The organism is Nitratireductor sp. StC3 (assembly GCF_003015025.1).
GTDB classification, from domain to species: domain Bacteria; phylum Pseudomonadota; class Alphaproteobacteria; order Rhizobiales; family Rhizobiaceae; genus Mangrovimarina; species Mangrovimarina alexandrii.
Window position 1 is genome coordinate 171094 of record NZ_PYBP01000003.1, and the last position, 20629, is coordinate 191722.

Genomic DNA, 20629 nt, shown 5'->3' on the forward strand with positions numbered 1-20629 from the left:
TGCCCGACACCCCTCAGCGCAAATGCGGCATGACCGCGACCGGGTCGTGGCCATGCTTGGCGAGAAAGGCTGCGAGCCGCTCCGGGTCGGGCCGGCCGGGCTCGCCGTAATCGCGCGCATGAATGCCGCCGGAAATGTAAAGCGCGTCGATATCGTTCTGCGCGGCGCCCTTGATGTCGGTCAGGATGCCGTCGCCGATCGCGAGCGCCCGGTCGGCGCCGATCGGTTCTCCGGCTATCTCGCTCGCCTCGGCCAGCGCCAGTTCGTAGATCGGGCGGTGCGGCTTGCCGGCGATCAGGGTCCGGCCGCCGCGCAGCCCGTAGTCGCGCGCCAGCGCGCCCGCGCACCACACGAGCCGGTCGCCGCGTTCCACCACGATGTCGGGATTGGCGCACACCATCGGCAGGTCGCGGGCGCGAAAGCGCATCAGCATCTCGGCATAATCGTCCGGGCCTTCGGTTTCGTCGTCGACGAAGCCGGTGCATATCACCGCGGACGCCTCCGGCTCCTCGACGAGTTCGACATCGATCCCGTCAAACAGCGGCAGGTCGCGCTCCGCGCCGAGATGGAACACCCGCCGCGGACCGGAGCGGATCAGGTCGCGGGTGGCATCGCCCGAGGTGACCAGCCGGTCATAGGCGTCGGCCGGAACGCCGAGCGCGCGCAACTGCACCTCCACCTCCCGTCGCGGACGCGGCGCGTTGGTCACCAGCACGACGATCTTTCCGGCATGGCGTGCGCGCTGCAACGCGGCAACCGCGTCGGCGAAAACATGGACGCCGTTGTGAACCACGCCCCATACATCGCACAGGATCACGCGGTAGCGCCCGCAAATATCGTCGAGCCTGTCGAGCGTGATCGGTAAGTTGGACATGAAACTCCGCCTGCGGATCGGGGACACCCGCCCGGACGGGCGCGCTCGGCACCGGGAATTAACCGAACCGGTTCACCGTGTCATCAGGTTTCGCTTAACCTGGCGCGCCGCTCATGGGAAACTGCAGCCTGTGGACGGAGTGGAGACGGGTTTGGCCGTGACGCGCCTGTGCGGGAAAAATGATCGGGGCAAAAGCCGCGTCCGGGTGGCTGCCGGCCTGCTCGCGGCAGCCTTGACGGCCGGACCGACGCCCGCTCACGCCGCCGAGGGCGCGGTCTCGACCGCCGTCCTGCTCGCCGGCGCCGCGCTCGCGGCCTCGCTTCTTGCCCTGGTGTTGGCGCTTGTCGCCCATTTGCGCGCCAAACGCATCGCCGACCAGTTCGAAATCCTGCTGCGCTCCGTCGACCACGCCCTGAGGCAGGTGGCCTCGACGAGCAGTTCCAGCGCCGGCACGATCGCGCAGATGCAGGAAACCATTCGCGGCGAAATCGAAACGCTGTCGCAACGGGTCGCCGAACGCGACGAGCGCGAGGCGGACACGCCCAACGTTGTGTCCATCACCGCCGTCCGGCCGAAACCGGCGCAAACCGAGCCCGCCGGTCAAACCAACCAGGACGACCGCGCCGTCGAGCTTGCCCTGTCGCGCGCGCTGACCCAGGAGCGCCTGGAGCTCAGCCTGCAACCGATCGTTTCCGTCAGCGCCAACGCGGCCGCCGGTTTCGACGTCTTCGTGCTGATCGCGCTGGAAAACGGCGAAACGGTCAATGTCGGCCGGATCGCCGACACCGCCGATCTGCCGCGCGCCAGGCTGGAACGTCTCCTGATAAGCCGCGCCGCGGAAGCCGCGCGCCGCCTTTTGGGAACAGACGGCGAGGCCACGCCGCTGCACTGTCCGATCTCCGAAAGCCTCTTGCAGGACGGCGACGAGCTGCGTCGGGCGATCGAGTTCCTGACCTTGCATCCGCCGCTGAGCCGGCTTGTGGTGTTGTCGGTGCCGTCCGCCGTACTGACCGATGCGGCTGCGCCTTTGCGCGAGGCACTGGAGACGTTGCTGGAAACCGGCGTGGCACTCGCCGCCGAGGGCTGGGACGGGTCGACGAAGGCGCTGCCCGCCCTGCGCGGGCTGCAGGTCGGTCATCTGAAGCTGGAGGCGGACCGGCTGCTCGACCGCACCAAAAAGCGCCGCCGCGACCCGACCGGGCTCGACATTATCAACGCCGCCGCCGAGAGCGGGATCCAGGTGATCGCGACCGGCGTGTCGAATGACGAGGACGCGGTCAACCTGCTCGATCTGGGCATCGATCTCATGGTCGGCGACCGCTTCTCGCCGCCGCGGCGCGTGCGGTCCGGCATAGGGCGGGTCGCCTGACGGCGCAGGGTTAACGGCGGCTGAACCTCTATTCGACAATTCGAGCCTTTGCACAAACCGCATTTTAGCGGGCTTCTGTCATTCTCCCTCAGACATAGGATTGCAGGGGTGCAAAGACGATGCTTCGGAAGTTCCTTCGCGACAGACGCGGCGACTACATGATCGCCACAGCCATCGCCATCGTGCCGATCATGGGCGGGCTGGCGCTGGCGATCGACTATGCCGAGATCACCCGTCAGCGCGCCACCACCTTGAACGCGCTCGACGCGGCCGGGATCGCCACGGCCCGCCGCATCGTGGAAGGCGCCGACGAGGACGAGGCCAAACGATACGCGCTCGCCTTCTTCAAGGCCAATATGCCCGACGCCGACACCTCAAAGACCAAGTTCAACGTCATCCTGCCCGCGAGCAAGCAGGGCGGCGGTCTTTTGACCATCGAGGCCGAACACCCCTACGAGCCCTATTTCCTGTCGGCCTTCGGCAATCTGCTGGGCGCCGAAATCGGCGAGATCAATTTTGCCGCCAAGACCCAGGTCAGGCTGAAGAACACGCTCGAGGTGGCTCTGGTGCTCGATAATTCGGGCTCGATGGACTATAAGGGTTCGGGATCCGGCAAGAAGCGCATCTCGCTGCTCAAGGACGCCGCCAAACAGCTCGTCAAGAAGCTCGCCGACGAAGCCGAACAGATGAAACAGGTGGCCAAGCCGGTTCAGTTCGGACTGGTGCCGTTCGCCGCCTCCGTCAATGTCGGGCCGGGCAATGCCGGCGCGGACTGGATGGATACCGAGGGCCGCTCGCCGATCCACCACGAGAATTTCGACTGGTCGACGATGCCGAACGACAAGAAGGTCGTGCCGGCGGGCGGGGTCTACGTCAAGAGCGGCGACGGCTGGCAGGACGAAGACGGTGCCATCGTCACCCGGTTCACCCTCCTCGACGAGATGCAGCGCATCACGGGCAGCACCTGGGAAAGCAACTGGGAATATGTTTGTACCCGCTATAGGAGGGGCAGGTGTAAGACATACGGCTGGGTCGACAACGGCGAATACACATACACCTATGGTTCCTACGCCAACTGGCAAGGCTGTGTGGAAGCCCGCCCCTATCCGTACAACACCAACGATGCGGCGCCGAACAAAAGCACCCCGGCGACGCTGTTCGTGCCCATGTTCGCGCCTGACGAGACCGACCTGACCTATGGCGGGCGGGCGTCGAACAGCTACTGGTCGGACGCGACGTCGGGCAGCTCGGCCTACCGGCAGGGCTTCATGTGGAAATATTTCACGCCCTCTTCGTCCTCCAGCGCGGCCGGCAACGGCGAAGGCCCCAACTATTCGTGCACGACCAAGCCGATCACGCCGCTGGTCGACGTAACCACGACCGCGGGCCTCAACGAGATCAACGATGCGATCGACGACATGAGCCCCAACGGAGGCACCAATGTGCCCGAAGGCCTGGCCTGGGGCTGGCGCGTCGTTTCCGGCGCCGCCCCCTTCAGCGAAGGCCGGCCCGATTCCGAAAACGGCAACGACAAGGTGGTGATCGTGCTGACCGACGGGGAAAACACCTACTACACCCCCGGCTCGCTCGGTCATTCCGACGATGCCGACAACAAATCGATCTATTCCGCCTACGGCTACACCGCAAAGTCCCAACCCGGCGCCTCCTTCACCCGGCTGTTGATGGGAACCGGCACCGGCATCAACAAGTCCGGCTATTATAACGACAACTACACGGCGGCCATGAACAACCACATGCAGCAGCTCTGCGACAACGCCAAGTCCGAGGGGCTGATCCTGATGACCGTGTCGCTCGACCTGAGCGAAAGCAAGTCGGGCGAAAGGGACGCCATCCAGGCGCTGAAGGAATGCGCATCGGAATCCCGCTTCCGCAAGGATCCGGACAATCCGTCCAAGGCGGCGAAGCTGTACTGGAACGCCACCGGCGGCAATCTCGCGGAAAAATTCGAGGAAATCGCCGACGAATTGTCCAATCTGCGCATCGTGGGATAGGCGACGCGCCGGGACCGGTGCGGCCCGCGCGCCGGGCGGCAAACCGCAAACCTTGCCGCCCGCTTCCAGCGCCGCCGGGCACATACCGCCGCAAACGACCGGCCGACACGCCAGTCCCGACCGCCGAAACCGGCAGCCAGCGCTCCACACCATACCGCACCGCGCATCATCGGCTGCCCCGGCAAAGCCGCGCGCCCGCCCCTTGCAGAGCGCTGCCGTTAACCCCAAATGCGGGTCGTGGTTGACGCGGCCCCCGCACCGATGTCACCCAGCGCCCGGCGATCCGGCTCTTCAGCCCGTCAAAATCGCCCCCTTCCCATCCTTGACACGATCCGGCCGACCAACTATCTCAGCGCTCGTTAGCACTCTCCTTTGACGAGTGCTAACGCCTTCCGGGTCCGCCGGAACATATTTCCAGTCACACCGTCCGCATTGAGGATATGCACATGGCTAAGTCGAAGTTTCGCCCGCTTCATGACCGCGTGGTCGTTCGCCGGGTCGAATCCGAGGAAAAGACGAAAGGCGGAATCATCATTCCCGACACCGCCAAGGAAAAGCCGCAGGAAGGCGAGATCATCGCCGTCGGCTCCGGCGCGCGCGACGAGAGCGGCAAGCTTGTTCCGCTCGACGTCAAGGTTGGCGACCGGGTTCTGTTCGGCAAATGGTCGGGCACCGAGGTGAAGCTCGATGGTGAAGATCTCCTGATCATGAAGGAGTCTGACATCATGGGCGTGATCGCCTGACCCATCCCCGTTTCAACACCATTCAACCGGACATTCGGGCGCAAGCCCAGGAGTTAGGATATGGCCGCTAAAGAAGTGAAGTTCTCCCGAGACGCGCGCGAACGCATGCTGCGCGGCGTCGACATTCTCGCCAACGCCGTCAAGGTGACGCTCGGTCCCAAGGGCCGCAACGTCGTCATCGACAAGTCGTTCGGCGCGCCGCGCATCACCAAGGACGGCGTCACCGTCGCCAAGGAAATCGAGCTTGAGGACAAGTTCGAGAACATGGGCGCACAGATGGTGCGTGAAGTCGCCTCCAAGACCAACGACATCGCCGGCGACGGCACCACCACCGCGACCGTTCTGGCCCAGTCGATCGTGCGCGAGGGCGCCAAGGCGGTTGCCGCCGGCATGAACCCGATGGATCTGAAGCGCGGCATCGATCTGGCCGTGGCCGAAATCGCCGCGGACCTCGTCAAGAAGGCCAAGAAGATCAAGACCTCCGAGGAAGTCGCCCAGGTCGGCACCATCTCCGCCAATGGCGAGAAGGAAATCGGCGCGATGATCGCCGAAGCCATGCAGAAGGTCGGCAATGAGGGCGTGATCACGGTCGAGGAAGCCAAGACCGCCGAGACCGAGCTCGAAGTCGTCGAAGGCATGCAGTTCGACCGCGGTTATCTCTCGCCCTACTTCGTCACCAATCCGGACAAGATGGTGGCCGAGCTCGAGGATGCCTACATCCTCCTGCACGAGAAGAAGCTGTCCAACCTGCAGGCCATGCTTCCGGTTCTGGAATCGGTTGTGCAGTCGTCCAAGCCGCTGCTGATCATCGCCGAGGACGTGGAAGGCGAGGCGCTGGCGACCCTGGTCGTCAACAAGCTGCGCGGCGGCCTGAAGGTCGCGGCCGTCAAGGCGCCGGGCTTCGGCGATCGCCGCAAGGCCATGCTGGAGGACATCGCGATCCTCACCGGCGGCCAGGTGATCTCGGAAGATCTCGGCATCAAGCTTGAGAACGTCAACTTGAACATGCTCGGCCGCGCCAAACGCGTGCGCATCGACAAGGAAAACACCACCATCGTCGACGGCGCCGGCAAGAAGGGCGAGATCCAGGGCCGCGTCGCCCAGATCAAGCAGCAGATCGAGGAGACCTCTTCGGACTACGACCGCGAAAAGCTGCAGGAGCGTCTGGCCAAGCTCGCCGGCGGCGTTGCCGTCATCCGCGTCGGCGGTGCGACCGAGGTCGAGGTCAAGGAAAAGAAGGACCGCGTTGACGACGCCCTCAACGCGACCCGCGCGGCCGTCGAGGAAGGCATCGTTCCGGGCGGCGGCGTGGCGCTGCTGCGCGCTTCGGCCTCCATCAAGGCCAAGGGCGAAAACGCCGATCAGGACGCCGGCATCAACATCGTGCGCCGTGCGCTCCAGTCTCCGGCCCGCCAGATCGCCGAGAACGCAGGCGACGAAGCCTCCATCGTCGCCGGCAAGATCCTCGAGAACAAGTCGGTGACCTTCGGCTACAACGCCCAGACCGGCGAATATGGCGACCTGATCGCCATGGGCATCGTCGATCCGGTCAAGGTGGTGCGCACGGCCCTGCAGGACGCGGCCTCCGTCGCCGGCCTGCTGGTCACCACCGAAGCCATGATCGCCGAGAAGCCGCAGAAGGAAGCGGCTGCTCCGGCCATGCCCGGCGGCGGCATGGGTGGCATGGGCGGCATGGGTGGCATGGACTTCTAAGTCCGGCCCAACGCCGAAACAGTCTGAAAGGGCGGCAGCGATGCCGCCCTTTTTGTTACTTCAGCCTTCGTTGCCAGACCGCAGCTTGCCCAGCAGATCCACCGCATCCTTATAATGACGATGGTTCTCGCCGCGCTTGGCGAGGATGAGCGGCGCAATATCTTCCAATTCAGAGACTGCGCCTTCCTTGTCGGCGGGCGCACATATCTTGGCCCTTAGCCACCGCGCACGAAGAGTATCCGGATGCTTTGATCCGTTGACGCGCTCCAGGATGGCCAACAGCAGCTCGGCTTCTTGGAGGGCCGCGGCGGTGTCGCCCAAATCATGACGCAACGACGCGCGCAATTGTCGCGACGCAAGCGTGCTGGGATGTTCGGGACCGTTGAGACGCTCCAGGATCGGCAGAATTGCCGCGACTTCCGCGAGCGCTTTCTTGGGCTCGCCGCTATCTTTCAGCAGCCACGCGTGCAGTTGGCGCGTCGCCAGCGTGCTGGGATGTTTCGGTCCGTTGACCCGCTCTGCGATGGGCAAAAGCGCATCCACATCCGCGAGCGCGCTATTTGTCTGGCCGGCCGCTTGCAGCAGAATGGCGCGCAGCAGGCGGGTTCCCAGCGTGTCGGGGCGATCTTTTCCCTCGACACGTTCCGTAGCGGGCAACAGCACCGCGATCTCCGACAGCGCATTCTCCGTCTCGCCAATCTCGCTCAGCAAAAGCGTACGCAGATAGCGATTGGCCAGGGTTTCGCGATCATCGCTCCCCCGCAATCGCGTCCATGCCTCGATATTCAGGTTGACGATCTCGAGCGCTTCGGAAAAGCGCCCGAGCGAATGCAGCGCCCGCGCTCGGTAAAAGTCCGCGGCGGCCCTCAAGACCGTCCCCGCCTGCAACCGACGGGAGAGGCTCGTGCTGAGGTCCAAGGTCTGATTGGCGAGATTCAAGACATCGAGGGCCTGCAGCCACGGCCAGGCAGCGCGAAGTGTTCGTTCGTCAAGTTCACCGTAGAGCCTCGCCCCGATCCGGCAGGCCCGTCTCAAGATGCGCTCGCCGCGCCGATGGTGGCCCGCCTCGTTGGCGGCAATCCCCTTAGCCAGCAATGCCTCGAAAACCGGGGCCGCTTCGTCCGTGGACCCTGAATACATAAAAAATCGCGCATCGTCCCATTTGGGATCGAGCGGGTCATACGCGCCGGCATTTTGTGCGGTTTCAGCATCGATTTCGACAAGTTGGTCGCGAATGTCGGCCGCTTCCGCATCACCGGGCGTAAGCAGCAGTGCGATGTCGGCCAGGCGGACGGCCTCGGCAAGATGATGATTGCCGAAATCTGCCGCAATCGACGCGTGGTGAAGGGAGAGATCCGCGCACACGCGTGTGAGGTCCGGTCGAACGGTCTCGAAGCTGTCGCGCAGCTTGGCTATCGCGCGCTCCTCGTTGCCGTCTCTGCGCTCTGCTTCGGCAAGCTTGCGCGCTTCCGACAGGACCGCAAAGGACAGCTCACGCAGCCTGGCGTCTCGTTCGGCTATTTCGGCCTTGTCCCGCTTGTTGGCAGATTCAAGCGCAAGATTTTGTATCTTCAATCCTTCTATCTGTTCTTCCAGATCCTGCTTCGCGCTTCGTAGGAACCGCCGCACGGTAAAGCCCCAGAGGACGGACACCGGCGCGAGAAGAGCCAATGCGTTGGTCAATTTCTCGACATCTGAAAGCTGCCAGAAACTTGCCCATACGCCTGGCCAGAAGCCGAAAAATTCAGACAGAAAGCTTGCCGAATCCTCCAAATGCCCTCCCCCCCATAAGTCGAGACGACGTCATGTCCTTCGCCTGCGCATGATAGGCCAGACCCAAACCAATACAACTGCTGGGAGAGATTTGCCCTTCGGGCCACCGGGCAAGAATTCGTCGAGGCAAGAAAGCATACCGCATGCCCAACGATACGCTGCAGTTAGACAGCGGCAGGGTTGCGCGACATGGCGCAAGCCGTAGCCCCCTACGTCCCGCTAGGCCTCGCGGCTGGCCAACACCTTGTCGATGCGGCGGCCGTCGAGGTCCACGACCTCGAAGCGCCAGCCCTGAAGCTCCATGATCTCGCCGACCTCGGGAATGCGCTTCAGCCCGTGGAGTATGAATCCCGCCACGGTGTCGTAACCCGGCCGTTCCGGCAGTTCGAGATAAAGCAGTGCGGCCATTTCGTCGGCCGGCATTGCCCCGCTCAGCAGCCAGGAGCCATCCGCTCTTTGCTTTGCCTCCGGCTCGCCGCTATCGAGGTCGGAGCGGAAGGCACCCGCAATGGCGTCGAGAATGTCGGCCGGCGTGACGACGCCCTCGAAATGACCGAACTCGTCATGCACCAACGCCATCGGCACATCGGCGTCGCGTAGGACGCGCAGGACGCCGAGCGCGCCGAGCGTGTCGGGGATCACCGGCGCGGCGAGCATGTGTTTTTTCAGGTCGAACTTGCGCTTTGAACTGATCGGTCCGACCAGGTCGCGCAGCCGAACCACGCCGACAGGCTGGTCGGTATCGCCTTCGTGAACCGGCATGATCGAGTGGGTCGCCGCCGAGGCCACAGCCTTGCGCAGCGCCGCTTCGCCCATCGCAACATTCAGCATCTCGACCTCGGTGCGCGGCGTCATCAGGGCGCGCACATTGCGGTCGCCGAGCCGCATCACGCCGGCGATCATCGCCTGCTCGGCGCTGTCGATCACGCCGGCGCTCTCGGCCTCCGCGACCAGGGTCTGGATTTCCTCGTCGGTGATGGCGCTCTGGGTCTCCGCCGACATGCCGAGCACGAACAGCACCCCCTTGGTGCATTTGTCGAGCAGCCATACCAGCGGCGCCGCGATCTTGGACAGAAGCGTCATCGCCGGCGCCATCGTGCAGGCGAAAGCCTCGGCATTCTTGAGCGCGAGATGCTTGGGAACGAGTTCGCCGATCAACAGCGAAAAGAAGGTGATGGCGGCGATCACGATCGCGTAGCCGGCAAGCCCCGCGCTGCTGGCCGGAACCCCCGCCTCCACCAGGATGACGCTCAGCCGCTCGCCGAGTGCGGCGCCGGAAAACGCGCCCGCAAGAATGCCGACCAGGGTGATGCCGATCTGGACGGTCGACAAGAACTTGCCCGGATCCTGCGAAAGCCTGAGCGCCGCCTTGGCGCCGCGCCGCCCCCGTGCCTCCAGGAGCTGCAGACGCGGCCGGCGCGCCGACACCACGGCCAGTTCCGACAGGGCGAAGACACCGTTGAGGACGATCAGGACGGCGGCGATGACGAGCTCGAGCATGCGGTCTCGACTAGCCCGGCATCGACGCACGGTCAATGTAAATGCCGCCCAGCACGCGCCGGCGGCGTTGACAGCGGCCCGGCAAGCCGCTACCTGCGCCGTCGGTCGAGGCACCTGCCGCTCGCTGGCCACTGGCCACGGTGAAGCCTCCTCGGGCATGTGATCGATTTCCGACGCGCCGCCGACATGGCAATGCGAGCACCATTCGTCGTCCTCCGGCGCCAGGAGACCGACTTATGACCACGCCCCCGACGTCCCAAAGCAATATGTTCCTGGACGGACCGCTGCCGGCGCTGTTCGTTCGCACCACGGCGCCGATCGTGCTGATCATGGCGATGAACGGCCTGCAGACGGTGATCGACGCCTATTTCTTGGGCGAATTCGTCGGCGCCGCCGCGCTATCGGCCGTCACGCTGATGTTTCCCGTCTATATGCTGCTCGTCGCGCTGGCCACGCTTGTCGCCGGCGGCATGGCGAGCGTTCTCGCGCGCCGCCTCGGCGCGGCCGATTTCGACGGCGCGCGCGCCGCCTTCGTCGGTGCGCACGCGCTCGCGCTGTTGGTCTGTGCGGGGCTCGTTGCCGGCTTCGCAGCCGGCGGCGCCGCCCTGGCCGGCTGGCTCGCCAACGGTTCGGCCGACCTGGCGCGCGACGGCTATCGCTACATCTCCATCCTGATCTGGTTCTCGCCGGTGCTGTTCGTGCTGTCGATCAATTCCGACGCGCTGCGCTGCGAGGGGCGCATGGGTCTGATGGCGGCGGTCAGCCTGGTGACCTCGAGCGCCAATATCGTCTTCAACTACCTGCTGATCGTCGTTTTCGAGTTCGGCGTCGCCGGCTCGGCCGCCGGCACGGTCGCGGCCATGGTGCTGGCCTTCGCCGCCGTGCTCGTCTTCCGGCTGCGCGCGGCAACGCCGCTGAAGCTGTCGCTTCTCCCGCTCGGGGCCTGGCGCCATGGCTGGCGTGCGTTCCTGGCGCTGGGCACGCCGCAGAGCCTGACATTTCTCGGCATTTCGCTGGGCTCCGGCGCGACGATCGCCATGATCCAGGCCTGGGGCGGCAACGGGTATGCCGAGACAGTCGCCGCCTACGGCATCGCCACCCGCGTGCTCACCTTCACCTATCTGCCGCTGCTCGGGTTGAGCATGGCCCTGCAGACGATCGCCGGCAACAATTTCGGCGCCGGGCTGTGGCAGCGCTCCGACACGAGCCTGCGGCTGGCGGTGGTCGTGGCCTTCGCCTATTGCGCGAGCGTGCAGGTGAGCCTGCTCTTGGCACGCAGCACGATCGGCACGGTCTTCGTCGACGATCCGGCAACGGTGGCCGAACTGGCCCGTATCCTGCCGGTCGTCACCGCGGCCTATGCCGTCGCCGGCCCGCTGATGATGCTGGCGGGCTATTTCCAGGCGATCGGCGATGCGACCAGGACGGCGGTGCTCAACCTGTCGCGCACCTATCTGTTCGCGATCCCGCTGACCCTCGCCCTGCCGCCGCTGCTCGGCGAACCGGGCATATGGCTCGGCGCGCCGCTATCGGAACTGTTGGCATTGAGCCTGGCCGTCATGGTGCTCGCGCATCACCAGGCCACGACGGGTCGGCGCTGGGGCGTCTTCCACCAGCAGGCCTGACGGAGGCGGCGCTCGCCCCTGTCGCACCTGGCTTTCAAAGCCGCGCGACGGGGGCAGCGCGCACCCGAACCCCGCCGCCGGCGGGACTACGCCACGCGCCGGAACGTGCTGAACTGGAATTTCTGCACCGCGCCCCAGGGCGTCTTGTGCGCGTGGCGACGGCTGTCGACCACGACATAGCCGGGACCGAAAAGGCGCGACAGGCTGTCGGCGTCGTGCCGGACGACCGGCAGTCCGCTGCATTTTTCCGGACCGTCGGGCGCAAACGTGCCGACGATCGCATGGCCTCCGACCGCAAGGCCGCGATTGAGCCGCTCGACATAGGCCTGCTGATCGCCCGCGTCGGTCAGGAAATGGAAAGCGGCCCGGTCGTGCCAGATATCGTAGCTCTCGGGCGGCTCCCAGCTTCGCGCGTCGGCCGCGATCCAGTTTGCCGCCTTGGCCCGTTCGCCCAGGCGTGCCTGGGCGGCCGCCAGGGCCGCAGCCGACAGGTCGAGCACGCTGACACGGGTGAACCCCTTGTCCAGCAGACAATCGACCAGTCGCGACGCGCCGCCGCCAATATCAACGATCGCATCGTCGGGACGAGCGCCGACAAGTTCGAGCAGAGACAACGAGACCTCCGGTTCCTCCTGGAACCAGCTCACCTCGGCCTCGGCCTTACTGGTATAGACGTCGTCCCAATGCGTCTGGTCGCTGCCGCTCACGCCTGTCTCCACGACTCGGAAATCTTGACCCCATATCGGGTGCCGCGCTCGCGCCTGCAAGGTCGGCGAAACCGCCCGCTCGGCCGCCACGGGTCGATGCCTCAGCGCGCCGGGCGCTCGCCGCGGGCGCAGGCTTGCGCGCGTTCGGTGAGAAGCGCCTTTTCCCGTTGATTGCGCGTCAGCGCGGCAGCCTGCTCGAATTCGGCCCGCGCCTCGGCGAAACGGTCGAGCTTGGCCAGAAAATCCCCGCGCACGCTCGGCAGAAGATGATAGGTCTTGAGCGCGTTTTCCGCGACCAGGCGGTCGACGATCTCCAGGCCCGCCGCCAGCCCCTGCGCCATCGACACCGCCACGGCCCGGTTGAGTTCGACCACCGGCGAGGGCGCCAACCGGGCGAGGTCGGCGTAAAGCCCGGCGATGCGGTCCCAATCGGTCTCGTCCGCGATCGCCGCGCGCGCGTGGCAGGCCGCGATCGCCGCCTGCAGCACATAGGCACCGCGCCCGCCGAGCGCCTCGGCGCGGTCGAGCCCGGCAAGGCCGCGCCGGATCAACAGCCGGTTCCAGCGGCCGCGATCCTGGTCGAGCAGCAACACCGGCTCGCCCTTGTCGTCGGTGCGCGCGCCGATGCGCGAGGCCTGGATTTCCATCAGCGCCACCAGCCCGTGGACTTCCGGCTCGTCCGGCGCCAGTTCGGCCAGGATGCGTCCAAGCCGCATCGCCTCCTCGCACAGCTGCGGCCGGGTCCAGTCATTGCCGGCGGTCGCCGAGTACCCTTCGTTGAAGATCAGATAGATCACCGCCAGCACCGAACCCAGCCGTTCCGCCATCTGCGCGCCGCGCGGCACCTCGAAGGCGACATCGGCTTCGGCCAGCGCCTTCTTGGCGCGCACGATGCGCTGCGCGACCGTCGGTTCGGGAACCAGAAAGGCGCGTGCGATCTCGGCGGTGGTCAGCCCGCCCACCAGCCGCAAGGTGAGCGCCGCGCGCGCCTCGGCCGACAGAACCGGATGGCACGCGACGAAGATCAGGCTCAGGAGATCGTCGCCGACCGGATCGTCCATCGTCGCCTCGATGTCGGCCGACGGGTCAAGCCCAACCTCCAGGTCACGGCCGATTTCGGCATGTTTGCGCGCGATCAGCTTGTTGCGACGAAAATGATCGATGGCACGGCGCTTGGCGGTGGCCATCAGCCAGGCCCCGGGCCGGTCGGGCACACCCATCTGCGGCCAGCTCTTCAGGGCGGCGACCAGCGCTTCCTGCGCGAACTCCTCCGCCAGGCCGACATCGCGCACCTGCCTTGTAAGGCCGGCGATCAGCTTGGCCTGTTCGATCCGCCAGACCGCCTCGATGGCGCGATGTGTGTCCGTGGCCGTCACGCTTCCCGAATAGATCGAGGGTCCCGACGACGCAAGTCACGCTTTGCACCCACGCCGACTGGTTTGCCGCCGACCGTTGAACGAACCACGATCCAATACCTTAGCGGTAATCGCAGCCGTAACGAACGCGGGCTCAGCGGTTCTGCATGTCGGCGAAGTCGGTGAGCGAACCCTGCATGTCTTCGGGAAAATCGTCCGTTTCCATCACCTGCCTGACCTCGATCATCTCGTCGGGCGCACCTGGGCAGCGTCTGGCCCATTCGATCGCCGCATCGCGCGAGGCGACGTCGATCACCCAGTAACCGCCCAGCACCTCCTTGGCCTCGGTGAAAGGTCCATCGGTAACCACCGGACGTCCGGTGTCGAAGCGCACCCGCGCGCCCATCGAGGGCGGATGAAGACCGTCGCATGCGACCAGCACGCCGGCCTGCTGCATCGCGCGATTATAGTTCATCATCGCGTCGAGCTGGTCCTTGTTGTCGGGCATGGTTCCCGGCGCGGCACTCTCGTAGCCGGCCGGGATCATCAGCATCATAAATCTCATCTGGTTCTCCTCAGGCGGTGAAGACGTACAAGTCGCTTTCGCCCTAAAATCAATTCCGACCCTCGATCCGCTCGCGCAGGCGCTGCTCGCGCTCGCGAACCTCCGGCGTGGCGGCGTCGCCGAAATCCTCCAGCTCGAAGATCGGCCTGATCTCGACCTGGCCGTCCCGGAACGGGGACCGCTTCAGCCATTCGACCGCCTCCTCCAGCGATTTGACCTGCAGGATCCAGAAACCGGCGACCAGTTCCTTCGTCTCGGCAAACGGCCCGTCGACGACCATGCGCTCTTCGCCGGAAAAGTCGATCCGCACCGCCTTTTTGGACGGATGCAGCCCCTCGCCGGCGAGCAGCACGCCCGCCTTCACCAATTCCTCGTTGAACCGGCCCATCTCGGTCAAAAGCTCCGTGCTCGGCATCACGCCGGCTTCCGACTCCGCCGACGCCTTGACCAGAACCATCACGCGCATCGCGTTCTCCTTCGTTTCCCAGCCTTACCGGCCCGCTGTGGGACGGTTTCGTCAACACGACGTACGACCCCGCGCAAGATCGACACGGGGAGCGTTATTTCCTGCGGAAAAGTCCTGCATGGTGGCGAGGGCGGCCGCGCGCGCCTATCTTCGCCGGCATACAGCAGCCAGGACGAGACGCCATGACCGACACACGCACCGAAACCGACACGTTCGGCCCGATCGAGGTTCCCGCAGACCGCTACTGGGGCGCGCAGGCGCAGCGCTCGCTGGAGAATTTCGCCATCGGTTGGGAAAGGCAGCCTTTGTCGATCGTGCGCGCGCTCGGCATCGTCAAGCGCGCCGCCGCCGAGACCAATCAGGCGCTTGGGCGCCTCGACGCCGAACGCGCCGACGCAATCGCGGCCGCCGCGCAGGAAGTGATCGACGGCCGCCTCGACGACCATTTTCCGCTTTCCGTGTGGCAGACCGGGTCCGGCACTCAGTCCAACATGAACGCCAACGAGGTGATCGCCAATCGGGCGATCGAGATACTCGGCGGCACCGTCGGATCGAAGGACCCGGTCCATCCCAACGACCACGTCAATATGAGCCAGTCGTCCAACGACACCTATCCCACCGCCATGCACATCGCCTGCGCGGAGCGCATCGTGCACGACCTTTTGCCGGCGCTCGCCCGTCTGCACACGGCGCTCGACGCCAAGGCAAAAACGTTCGCAGACATCGTCAAGATCGGCCGCACCCACACCCAGGACGCCACGCCCCTGACGCTCGGCCAGGAATTTTCGGGCTACGCCGCGCAGGTCGCCTCGGCGATCGCCCGCATCGAAACCACCCTGCCCGGCCTGATGGAACTCGCCCAGGGCGGCACCGCGGTCGGCACCGGGCTCAACGCGCCGGTCGGTTTCGCAGAAAAGATCGCCGAACGGATCGCGGCCATCACCGGCCTGCCCTTTACCACCGCGCCGAACAAGTTCGAAGCGCTCGCCGCGCACGACGCGATGGTGTTCGCGCACGGCGCGATCAACGCCGCCGCCGCCGCGCTCTACAAGATCGCCAACGACATACGCTTTCTCGGCTCGGGCCCGCGTTCCGGCCTCGGCGAACTTGCCCTGCCGGAAAACGAACCCGGGTCCTCGATCATGCCCGGCAAGGTCAACCCGACCCAGTGCGAGGCGCTGACCCAGGTCTGCGTCCAGGTTTTCGGCAACAACGGAGCACTGACCTTCGCCGGCAGCCAGGGCCATTTCGAGCTCAATGTCTACAACCCGGTGATGGCCTATAATTTCCTGCAATCGGTGCAGCTGATGGCCGACGCGGCGCGCTCCTTCACCGACCGCTGCGTGGTCGGCATCGAGGCGCGCGAGGACAATATCAAGGCCGCGCTCGAACGCTCGCTGATGCTGGTCACCGCGCTCGCGCCGACGATCGGCTACGACAACGCCGCCAAGATCGCCAAGAGCGCCCACAAGAACGGCACCACCTTGCGCGAGGAGGCACTGGCGACGGGGCTGGTCGATGAAAAGGACTACGACCGTCTCGTGCGGCCCCGGGAAATGACGAAGCCGGGATAGGATGGAGGCGTTACCGTCTGCCGTTCAACGATTGTGAACGAACAGTCCCGCGACAGATGTCTTTTTGTCGCGAAGACATGGCCTTAACTGTGCGCCATTGAAAAACCCTGCGGAGAACACCCTTATGTCCACCAGCGTCATCCTGCTCATCGCGCGCATTCTGCTCTCGGTGATGTTCATCATGGCCGGCCTGCAGAAATTCGGCACGATCGACGGCACCGCCGGCTACATCACCTCGGTCGGCCTGCCGGCCGGCACGCTTCTGGCCTGGCTCGCCGCCATTTTCGAAACGCTGGCCGGCATCGCCCTTCTGGTCGGCTTCCAGACCGGGCTGACGGCGCTCGCGCTCGCCGCCTTCTGCGTCTTCACCGGCTTCGTCTTCCACTACGCGCCGGCCGACCAGATGCAGATGATCCTGTTCATGAAGAACGTCACAATCGCCGGCGGCATGCTCGCCCTGTTCGTGGCCGGCCCCGGCGCGCTGTCGATCGATGCCCGCACGGGCAAGACGGTCAACGCCTGACCGATACGCAACGGTCGCCCTGCAGGCGGCCCGGGCAGCGCCCGGGCCGTCGCCACGTCGAGATGCGCCTATGCCGTCTCGTCGACCGCCAGGCCGAGTTCCGCGACCATCGCCTCGCGCATGATGAATTTCTGCGGCTTGCCGGTAACCGTCATCGGCAGGTCTTCCTTGACCCGCACATAGCGCGGGATCTTGAAATGGGCGATCTGTCCCTGGCAGAAGGCGCGGATCTCGTCCTCGCTCGGCGCCTCGCCCGCCGCCACCACCCAGGCGCAGATCTCCTCGCCGTAGCGCGGATCCGGCACGCCGAACACCTGGACCTCGCGCACCTTGGGATGACGGTATAAAAACTCCTCGATCTCGCGCGGATAGACGTTCTCGCCGCCGCGGATGATCATGTCCTTCACCCGCCCGACAATGTTGCAATAGCCTTGCGCGTCGATCGTGGCGAGATCGCCCGTATGCATCCAGCCGTCGGCGTCGATGGCCTCGGCGGTTCTTTCCGGCTCGTCCCAATAGCCCTTCATCACCGAATAGCCGCGCGTGCACAACTCGCCCGAGACCCCCACCGGCACCGTCGCGCCATCCGCGTCGACAACCTTGACCTCGACATGCGGATGTACCCGCCCCACCGTCGAGACGCGTTTTTCCAGCGGATCGTCGACATGGCTTTGGAAGGAGACCGGGCTGGTCTCCGTCATGCCGTAGGCGATCGTCACCTCGCTCATGTTCATGTCACGCTGCACCCGCTTCATCACCTCGACCGGACAGGGCGCGCCGGCCATGATGCCGGTTCGCAGGCTGGACAGGTCGAAACCGGCGAAACCGGGATGATCGAGCATGGCCACGAACATGGTCGGTACGCCGTAAAGACCCGTGCAGCGTTCGCCGGCCACCGCCGCCAGCGTCGCCTCCGGGTCGAAACCCTCGCCGGGAAAGATCATCGCCGCGCCCTTGGTGACGCAGCCCAGCGTGCCCATGACCATGCCGAAGCAATGGTAGAGCGGCACCGGGATCGCCAGCCGGTCGGCCTCGGTGAAATTCATCGTCTGGGTGACGAAATGGGCATTGTTGAGGATGTTGCGATGGCTGAGCGTCGCGCCTTTCGGCGCGCCGGTGGTGCCGCTGGTGAACTGGATATTGATCGCGTCGTCCGGATCGAGGCCGGCGCTCACCGCATCGAGCCGCGCGCGCTCCTCGGCCCCGCCGAGTTCCATCACCTCCTGGAAGCCGAACATGCCGGGCGAGCGCCCGTCTCCCATGCGGATGACGGTGGTGAGCGCAGGCAGGCGCGCCGCCTTCAGGCCACCCGGCATGGCCTCGTCCAGTTCCGGGGCAAGCTCGCGGATCATGCCGAGATAATCGGACGATTTGAACACGGCCGCGGTGATCAGCGCCCGGCAGCCCACCTTGTTGAGCGCGTATTCCAGCTCGTAGAGCCGGTAGGACGGATTGATGTTGACCAGCACGACACCGATGCGGGCGGTCGCGAACTGCGTCAGCAGCCATTCGCGCCGGTTGGGCGACCAGATGCCGACCCGGTCGCCGCGCCCGATGCCAAGCGCCAGCAGCCCCGCGGCGAGCCGGTCGATCTCGTCGGCAAATTCCCGCCAGGTCAGCCGGGTCCCCTCGGCGCAGAACACGGCGGCCTCGCGCGCACCGAAGCGCGCCACCGTCTCAGCGAGGCGGGCGGGTATGGTCTGCTCCAGCAGAGGTCGCGTGCGATCCCCCACAACATGCGAAAGCCCGTCGACCGGCGTCAATACCGGTTCCCCGGCCGGGTGAATGGTCATGTCTGTCCTCCCTGACGCCGCCGACCTGCCATGCGCGGCTTTGGGAGGAGTTTAGCACCCGGCATTGCGGCCGCAATGCGCCGGCGTCGCTTCGAGGCGACGGGTCAAAGAGCTGGGGACCGGCGGCTCCGGCAAAGCGATGGAAAACCAGCGGACAATGGGAGGTTGAAGCCGAGTTCGACCCGGTGCCTAAAGCGCCCGTGCAACCTTGTCGTCGATCTCGGCCACCAGCGCCGCGTCGGCTGCCGGGCGCGCCTTCAGCGCCGTCACCAGGCACGCCTGCGATTTCAGGATGACGCCGTCGTCGAGCACGCGCAGATGATTGGCCTTCAAGGTCGAGCCAGTGGAGGTGATGTCGACGATCACGTCGGCCTGGCCGGCCGCCGGCGCGCCTTCCGTTGCGCCGAGGCTTTCCACGATCCGGTAGACCTGGATGCCGTGCATCTGGGAAAAGAACTGCTGCGTCAGCCGCCAGTACTTGGTCGCGATCCTGAGCCGGCGACCGTGACGCTGGCGGAAATCCGCCGCCACGTCGTCGAGATCGGCCATGGTGGCCACGTCGAGCCAGATATCGGGCACCGCGACCACGACGTCGGCACGGCCGAAGCCCAGCCGCGCGGCGATCGCGACCCGGGCCTGCCAGTCGGCCAGGCTCTCGCGCACCAGATCCTCGCCGGTCACGCCCAGATCGACGGCGCCGCGCCCGAGCTCGCTGGCAATCTCCGAGGCCGACAGGAAGGCGACCTCGATGTCGTCGCGGCCGTCGATACGGGCGCGGTAGCGACGCGTATCTTCCGGTTCGACGACCGGCAGGCCGGCGCGCGCGAACACCGCCATCGCCTCCTCGCGCAGGCGCCCCTTGGACGGCAGGGCGAGCGTGACGGTCATGGCGCGGCCTCCCGCAGGCTCTCGATCCGGTCGAGCCAGACCGAAAAGCCGACGCCGGGTATCGGGTCTTGCGCGCCCAGAAGCGTCAGCAGCCGGTCGTAACGGCCGCCGCCGACAAGCGGCCGCTCGCCGCCTGCGGCCGAGATCTCGAAGACGAGCCCGGTATAATAGTCGAGCGGCCGGCCGAAGGCGGCGTCGTAATGGACACTCGCACCGGTCAGGCCGTAACCCGCGATCGCCTCGGCGCGGGCGGAGAAATTGTCGAGCGCGGCTCCCAGCGAGATGCCGGCATCGCCACCGAAGGCCTCGAGCGCGGCGGCCGCGTCGCCAAGTGGCACGTGGATCGCCAGAAAACGCTTCAGCGCCGCGAACGCCTCGGCCGACAGCCTGACGCTTCTCAGTTCGGCCTTTTCGATCAGCCGGCGCGCGATCTCGCCCGGCGTGCGCCCGAGCGCCGCCGACAGGTCGGCCTCCTCCATCCCGGCTGCGATATGCGCCGCCAGCCCGTCATGGTCGCCATCGGCGACGAAGGCGGCGACCGGCGCCGGCAGGGCGACGTTTTTCGGCGGATCGGCGAGGTCGGCGAGTGCCGCCTCGAGCTGGTCCGGCGCGCCGAAGGCGCGGGCAAGCCGCATGCGCCAGCCGCGCGGCAGGCCGAGCGCGGCGAGCACGGCCTCGAAGATCGTCTGGTCGCCGAGCGTGACCGAAAGCGCATGTCCGGGCAGCGTTCGCTCAAGCAGCGCATGCGCGTCGGCCAGCGAACGCGCGTCGGCGGTGGCGATGTCGGCCTCGCCCAGATCCTCGATGCCGGCCTGGAAGAACTCGCTGCCGCCCTCGCGGCGCTGGCGGAAAACCTCGCCGAGATAGGCATAGCGGCGCGGCGTGCCGGCGCGGCTTTCGATATGGTCGAGACAGACGGGAATGGTGAATTCGGGCCTGAGGCACAGCGTCTCGCCGGTTTCGCTCTCCGTCAGGTAGATGCGCCGGCGCAGATCCTCGCCGGCCATGTCCAGAAACGGCTCGGCCGGCTGCAGCATCGCCACCTCGACCATCGCCGCGCCGCGCTCGGCGAACACGGCCGCAATATCCTCGGCAAAGGGCGGACGCGCCGTCATGACCGCCCGGCTCCGGCCGCGCGCGAAAAGACAC

Annotated in this window: 17 protein-coding genes; 7 read left to right on the forward strand and 10 right to left on the reverse strand. The window is 66.0% G+C overall.

Annotation, left to right across the window (positions count from 1 at the left end):
* Positions 1 to 13 precede the first annotated feature (13 nt).
* Positions 14 to 874 carry a TIGR01459 family HAD-type hydrolase gene (locus tag C7T96_RS08000; protein ID WP_106570684.1) on the reverse strand — a complete coding sequence of 287 codons (861 nt, stop codon included), beginning with the start codon at positions 872 to 874 and terminating at the stop codon, positions 14 to 16.
* Between the two features lie 157 nt (positions 875 to 1031).
* Between C7T96_RS08000 and C7T96_RS08005 the strand changes: the two genes are divergently transcribed.
* The 4 genes from C7T96_RS08005 to groL all read left to right on the forward strand — a co-directional run bounded on the left by C7T96_RS08005 (position 1032) and on the right by groL (position 6711).
* Positions 1032 to 2243, forward strand: coding sequence for an EAL domain-containing protein (locus C7T96_RS08005; RefSeq protein ID WP_245414109.1), 1212 nt, complete (start codon positions 1032 to 1034; stop codon positions 2241 to 2243).
* Positions 2244 to 2362: 119 nt separating this feature from the next.
* A complete protein-coding gene (locus C7T96_RS08010; protein WP_106570686.1) occupies positions 2363 to 4255 on the forward strand; it encodes a TadE/TadG family type IV pilus assembly protein in 1893 nt (630 codons plus the stop codon).
* A 446-nt stretch (positions 4256 to 4701) separates the two neighbouring features.
* A complete protein-coding gene (gene groES, locus C7T96_RS08015) occupies positions 4702 to 4998 on the forward strand; it encodes a co-chaperone GroES (RefSeq protein WP_106570944.1) in 297 nt (98 codons plus the stop codon).
* 60 nt (positions 4999 to 5058) lie between these two features.
* Positions 5059 to 6711 (forward strand): chaperonin GroEL, encoded by a 1653-nt coding sequence (gene groL, locus C7T96_RS08020; RefSeq protein WP_106570687.1) that lies wholly within the window; start codon positions 5059 to 5061, stop codon positions 6709 to 6711.
* A 60-nt stretch (positions 6712 to 6771) separates the two neighbouring features.
* Here groL and C7T96_RS08025 read toward each other — a convergent pair whose 3' ends face one another.
* Both C7T96_RS08025 and C7T96_RS08030 read right to left on the reverse strand, forming a co-directional pair.
* Positions 6772 to 8484: a tetratricopeptide repeat protein gene (locus C7T96_RS08025; protein WP_106570688.1), complete on the reverse strand. Its 1713-nt coding sequence runs from the start codon at positions 8482 to 8484 to the stop codon at positions 6772 to 6774.
* Positions 8485 to 8703: 219 nt separating this feature from the next.
* Positions 8704 to 9984: a hemolysin family protein gene (locus tag C7T96_RS08030; protein WP_106570689.1), complete on the reverse strand. Its 1281-nt coding sequence runs from the start codon at positions 9982 to 9984 to the stop codon at positions 8704 to 8706.
* A 236-nt stretch (positions 9985 to 10220) separates the two neighbouring features.
* Here C7T96_RS08030 and C7T96_RS08035 point away from each other — a divergent pair, with 236 nt between their 5' ends.
* Positions 10221 to 11609: an MATE family efflux transporter gene (locus C7T96_RS08035; RefSeq protein ID WP_199190433.1), complete on the forward strand. Its 1389-nt coding sequence runs from the start codon at positions 10221 to 10223 to the stop codon at positions 11607 to 11609.
* Positions 11610 to 11695: 86 nt separating this feature from the next.
* On the opposite strand, the gene C7T96_RS08040 is transcribed toward C7T96_RS08035, so the two are convergent.
* The 4 genes from C7T96_RS08040 to C7T96_RS08055 all read right to left on the reverse strand — a co-directional run bounded on the left by C7T96_RS08040 (position 11696) and on the right by C7T96_RS08055 (position 14702).
* On the reverse strand, positions 11696 to 12316 hold the full coding sequence (locus tag C7T96_RS08040; RefSeq protein WP_106570690.1) for a methyltransferase domain-containing protein: 621 nt from the start codon (positions 12314 to 12316) through the stop codon (positions 11696 to 11698).
* A gap of 101 nt (positions 12317 to 12417) precedes the next feature.
* Entirely contained in the window at positions 12418 to 13692 is a 1275-nt protein-coding gene (locus tag C7T96_RS08045; RefSeq protein WP_106570691.1) for an RNA polymerase sigma factor, read from the reverse strand.
* Positions 13693 to 13825: 133 nt separating this feature from the next.
* Positions 13826 to 14236 carry a YciI family protein gene (locus tag C7T96_RS08050; protein WP_106570692.1) on the reverse strand — a complete coding sequence of 137 codons (411 nt, stop codon included), beginning with the start codon at positions 14234 to 14236 and terminating at the stop codon, positions 13826 to 13828.
* A 49-nt stretch (positions 14237 to 14285) separates the two neighbouring features.
* Positions 14286 to 14702 (reverse strand): YciI family protein, encoded by a 417-nt coding sequence (locus tag C7T96_RS08055; RefSeq protein WP_106570693.1) that lies wholly within the window; start codon positions 14700 to 14702, stop codon positions 14286 to 14288.
* Between the two features lie 182 nt (positions 14703 to 14884).
* Between C7T96_RS08055 and fumC the strand changes: the two genes are divergently transcribed.
* Both fumC and C7T96_RS08065 read left to right on the forward strand, forming a co-directional pair.
* The gene (gene fumC / locus C7T96_RS08060; RefSeq protein ID WP_106570694.1) at positions 14885 to 16276 is read left to right on the forward strand and encodes a class II fumarate hydratase; all 1392 of its coding nucleotides are present in this window, start codon (positions 14885 to 14887) and stop codon (positions 16274 to 16276) included.
* A gap of 124 nt (positions 16277 to 16400) precedes the next feature.
* Positions 16401 to 16799, forward strand: coding sequence for a DoxX family protein (locus tag C7T96_RS08065; protein WP_106570695.1), 399 nt, complete (start codon positions 16401 to 16403; stop codon positions 16797 to 16799).
* Positions 16800 to 16867: 68 nt separating this feature from the next.
* Here the strand turns inward: C7T96_RS08065 and C7T96_RS08070 are convergent, their stop codons facing one another.
* From C7T96_RS08070 to C7T96_RS08080, 3 genes are all read right to left on the reverse strand, one after another.
* Positions 16868 to 18592, reverse strand: a complete 1725-nt coding sequence (locus tag C7T96_RS08070; RefSeq protein ID WP_106570696.1) for an AMP-binding protein — start codon at positions 18590 to 18592, stop codon at positions 16868 to 16870.
* A 189-nt stretch (positions 18593 to 18781) separates the two neighbouring features.
* Positions 18782 to 19480, reverse strand: coding sequence for an ATP phosphoribosyltransferase (gene hisG / locus C7T96_RS08075; RefSeq protein ID WP_106570697.1), 699 nt, complete (start codon positions 19478 to 19480; stop codon positions 18782 to 18784).
* The gene (locus C7T96_RS08080; protein ID WP_106570698.1) at positions 19477 to 20595 is read right to left on the reverse strand and encodes an ATP phosphoribosyltransferase regulatory subunit; all 1119 of its coding nucleotides are present in this window, start codon (positions 20593 to 20595) and stop codon (positions 19477 to 19479) included. Before C7T96_RS08080 ends, hisG begins: the two co-directional genes overlap by 4 nt.
* Between the last annotated feature and the right edge of the window lie 34 nt (positions 20596 to 20629).

What these genes read in the sequence shown, in the direction of transcription:
- C7T96_RS08035 (WP_199190433.1), top strand. Translation starts at nt 10,221, where the DNA reads ATGACCACGCCCCCGACGTCCCAAAGCAATATGTTCCTGGACGGACCG.
- C7T96_RS08050 (WP_106570692.1), bottom strand. Translation starts at nt 14,236, where the DNA reads ATGAGATTTATGATGCTGATGATCCCGGCCGGCTACGAGAGTGCCGCG.
- C7T96_RS08065 (WP_106570695.1), top strand. Translation starts at nt 16,401, where the DNA reads ATGTCCACCAGCGTCATCCTGCTCATCGCGCGCATTCTGCTCTCGGTG.
- C7T96_RS08080 (WP_106570698.1), bottom strand. Translation starts at nt 20,595, where the DNA reads ATGACGGCGCGTCCGCCCTTTGCCGAGGATATTGCGGCCGTGTTCGCC.
- C7T96_RS08055 (WP_106570693.1), bottom strand. Translation starts at nt 14,702, where the DNA reads ATGCGCGTGATGGTTCTGGTCAAGGCGTCGGCGGAGTCGGAAGCCGGC.
- C7T96_RS08010 (WP_106570686.1), top strand. Translation starts at nt 2,363, where the DNA reads ATGCTTCGGAAGTTCCTTCGCGACAGACGCGGCGACTACATGATCGCC.
- hisG (WP_106570697.1), bottom strand. Translation starts at nt 19,480, where the DNA reads ATGACCGTCACGCTCGCCCTGCCGTCCAAGGGGCGCCTGCGCGAGGAG.
- C7T96_RS08030 (WP_106570689.1), bottom strand. Translation starts at nt 9,984, where the DNA reads ATGCTCGAGCTCGTCATCGCCGCCGTCCTGATCGTCCTCAACGGTGTC.
- fumC (WP_106570694.1), top strand. Translation starts at nt 14,885, where the DNA reads ATGACCGACACACGCACCGAAACCGACACGTTCGGCCCGATCGAGGTT.
- groL (WP_106570687.1), top strand. Translation starts at nt 5,059, where the DNA reads ATGGCCGCTAAAGAAGTGAAGTTCTCCCGAGACGCGCGCGAACGCATG.
- C7T96_RS08000 (WP_106570684.1), bottom strand. Translation starts at nt 874, where the DNA reads ATGTCCAACTTACCGATCACGCTCGACAGGCTCGACGATATTTGCGGG.
- C7T96_RS08070 (WP_106570696.1), bottom strand. Translation starts at nt 18,592, where the DNA reads ATGACCATTCACCCGGCCGGGGAACCGGTATTGACGCCGGTCGACGGG.
- groES (WP_106570944.1), top strand. Translation starts at nt 4,702, where the DNA reads ATGGCTAAGTCGAAGTTTCGCCCGCTTCATGACCGCGTGGTCGTTCGC.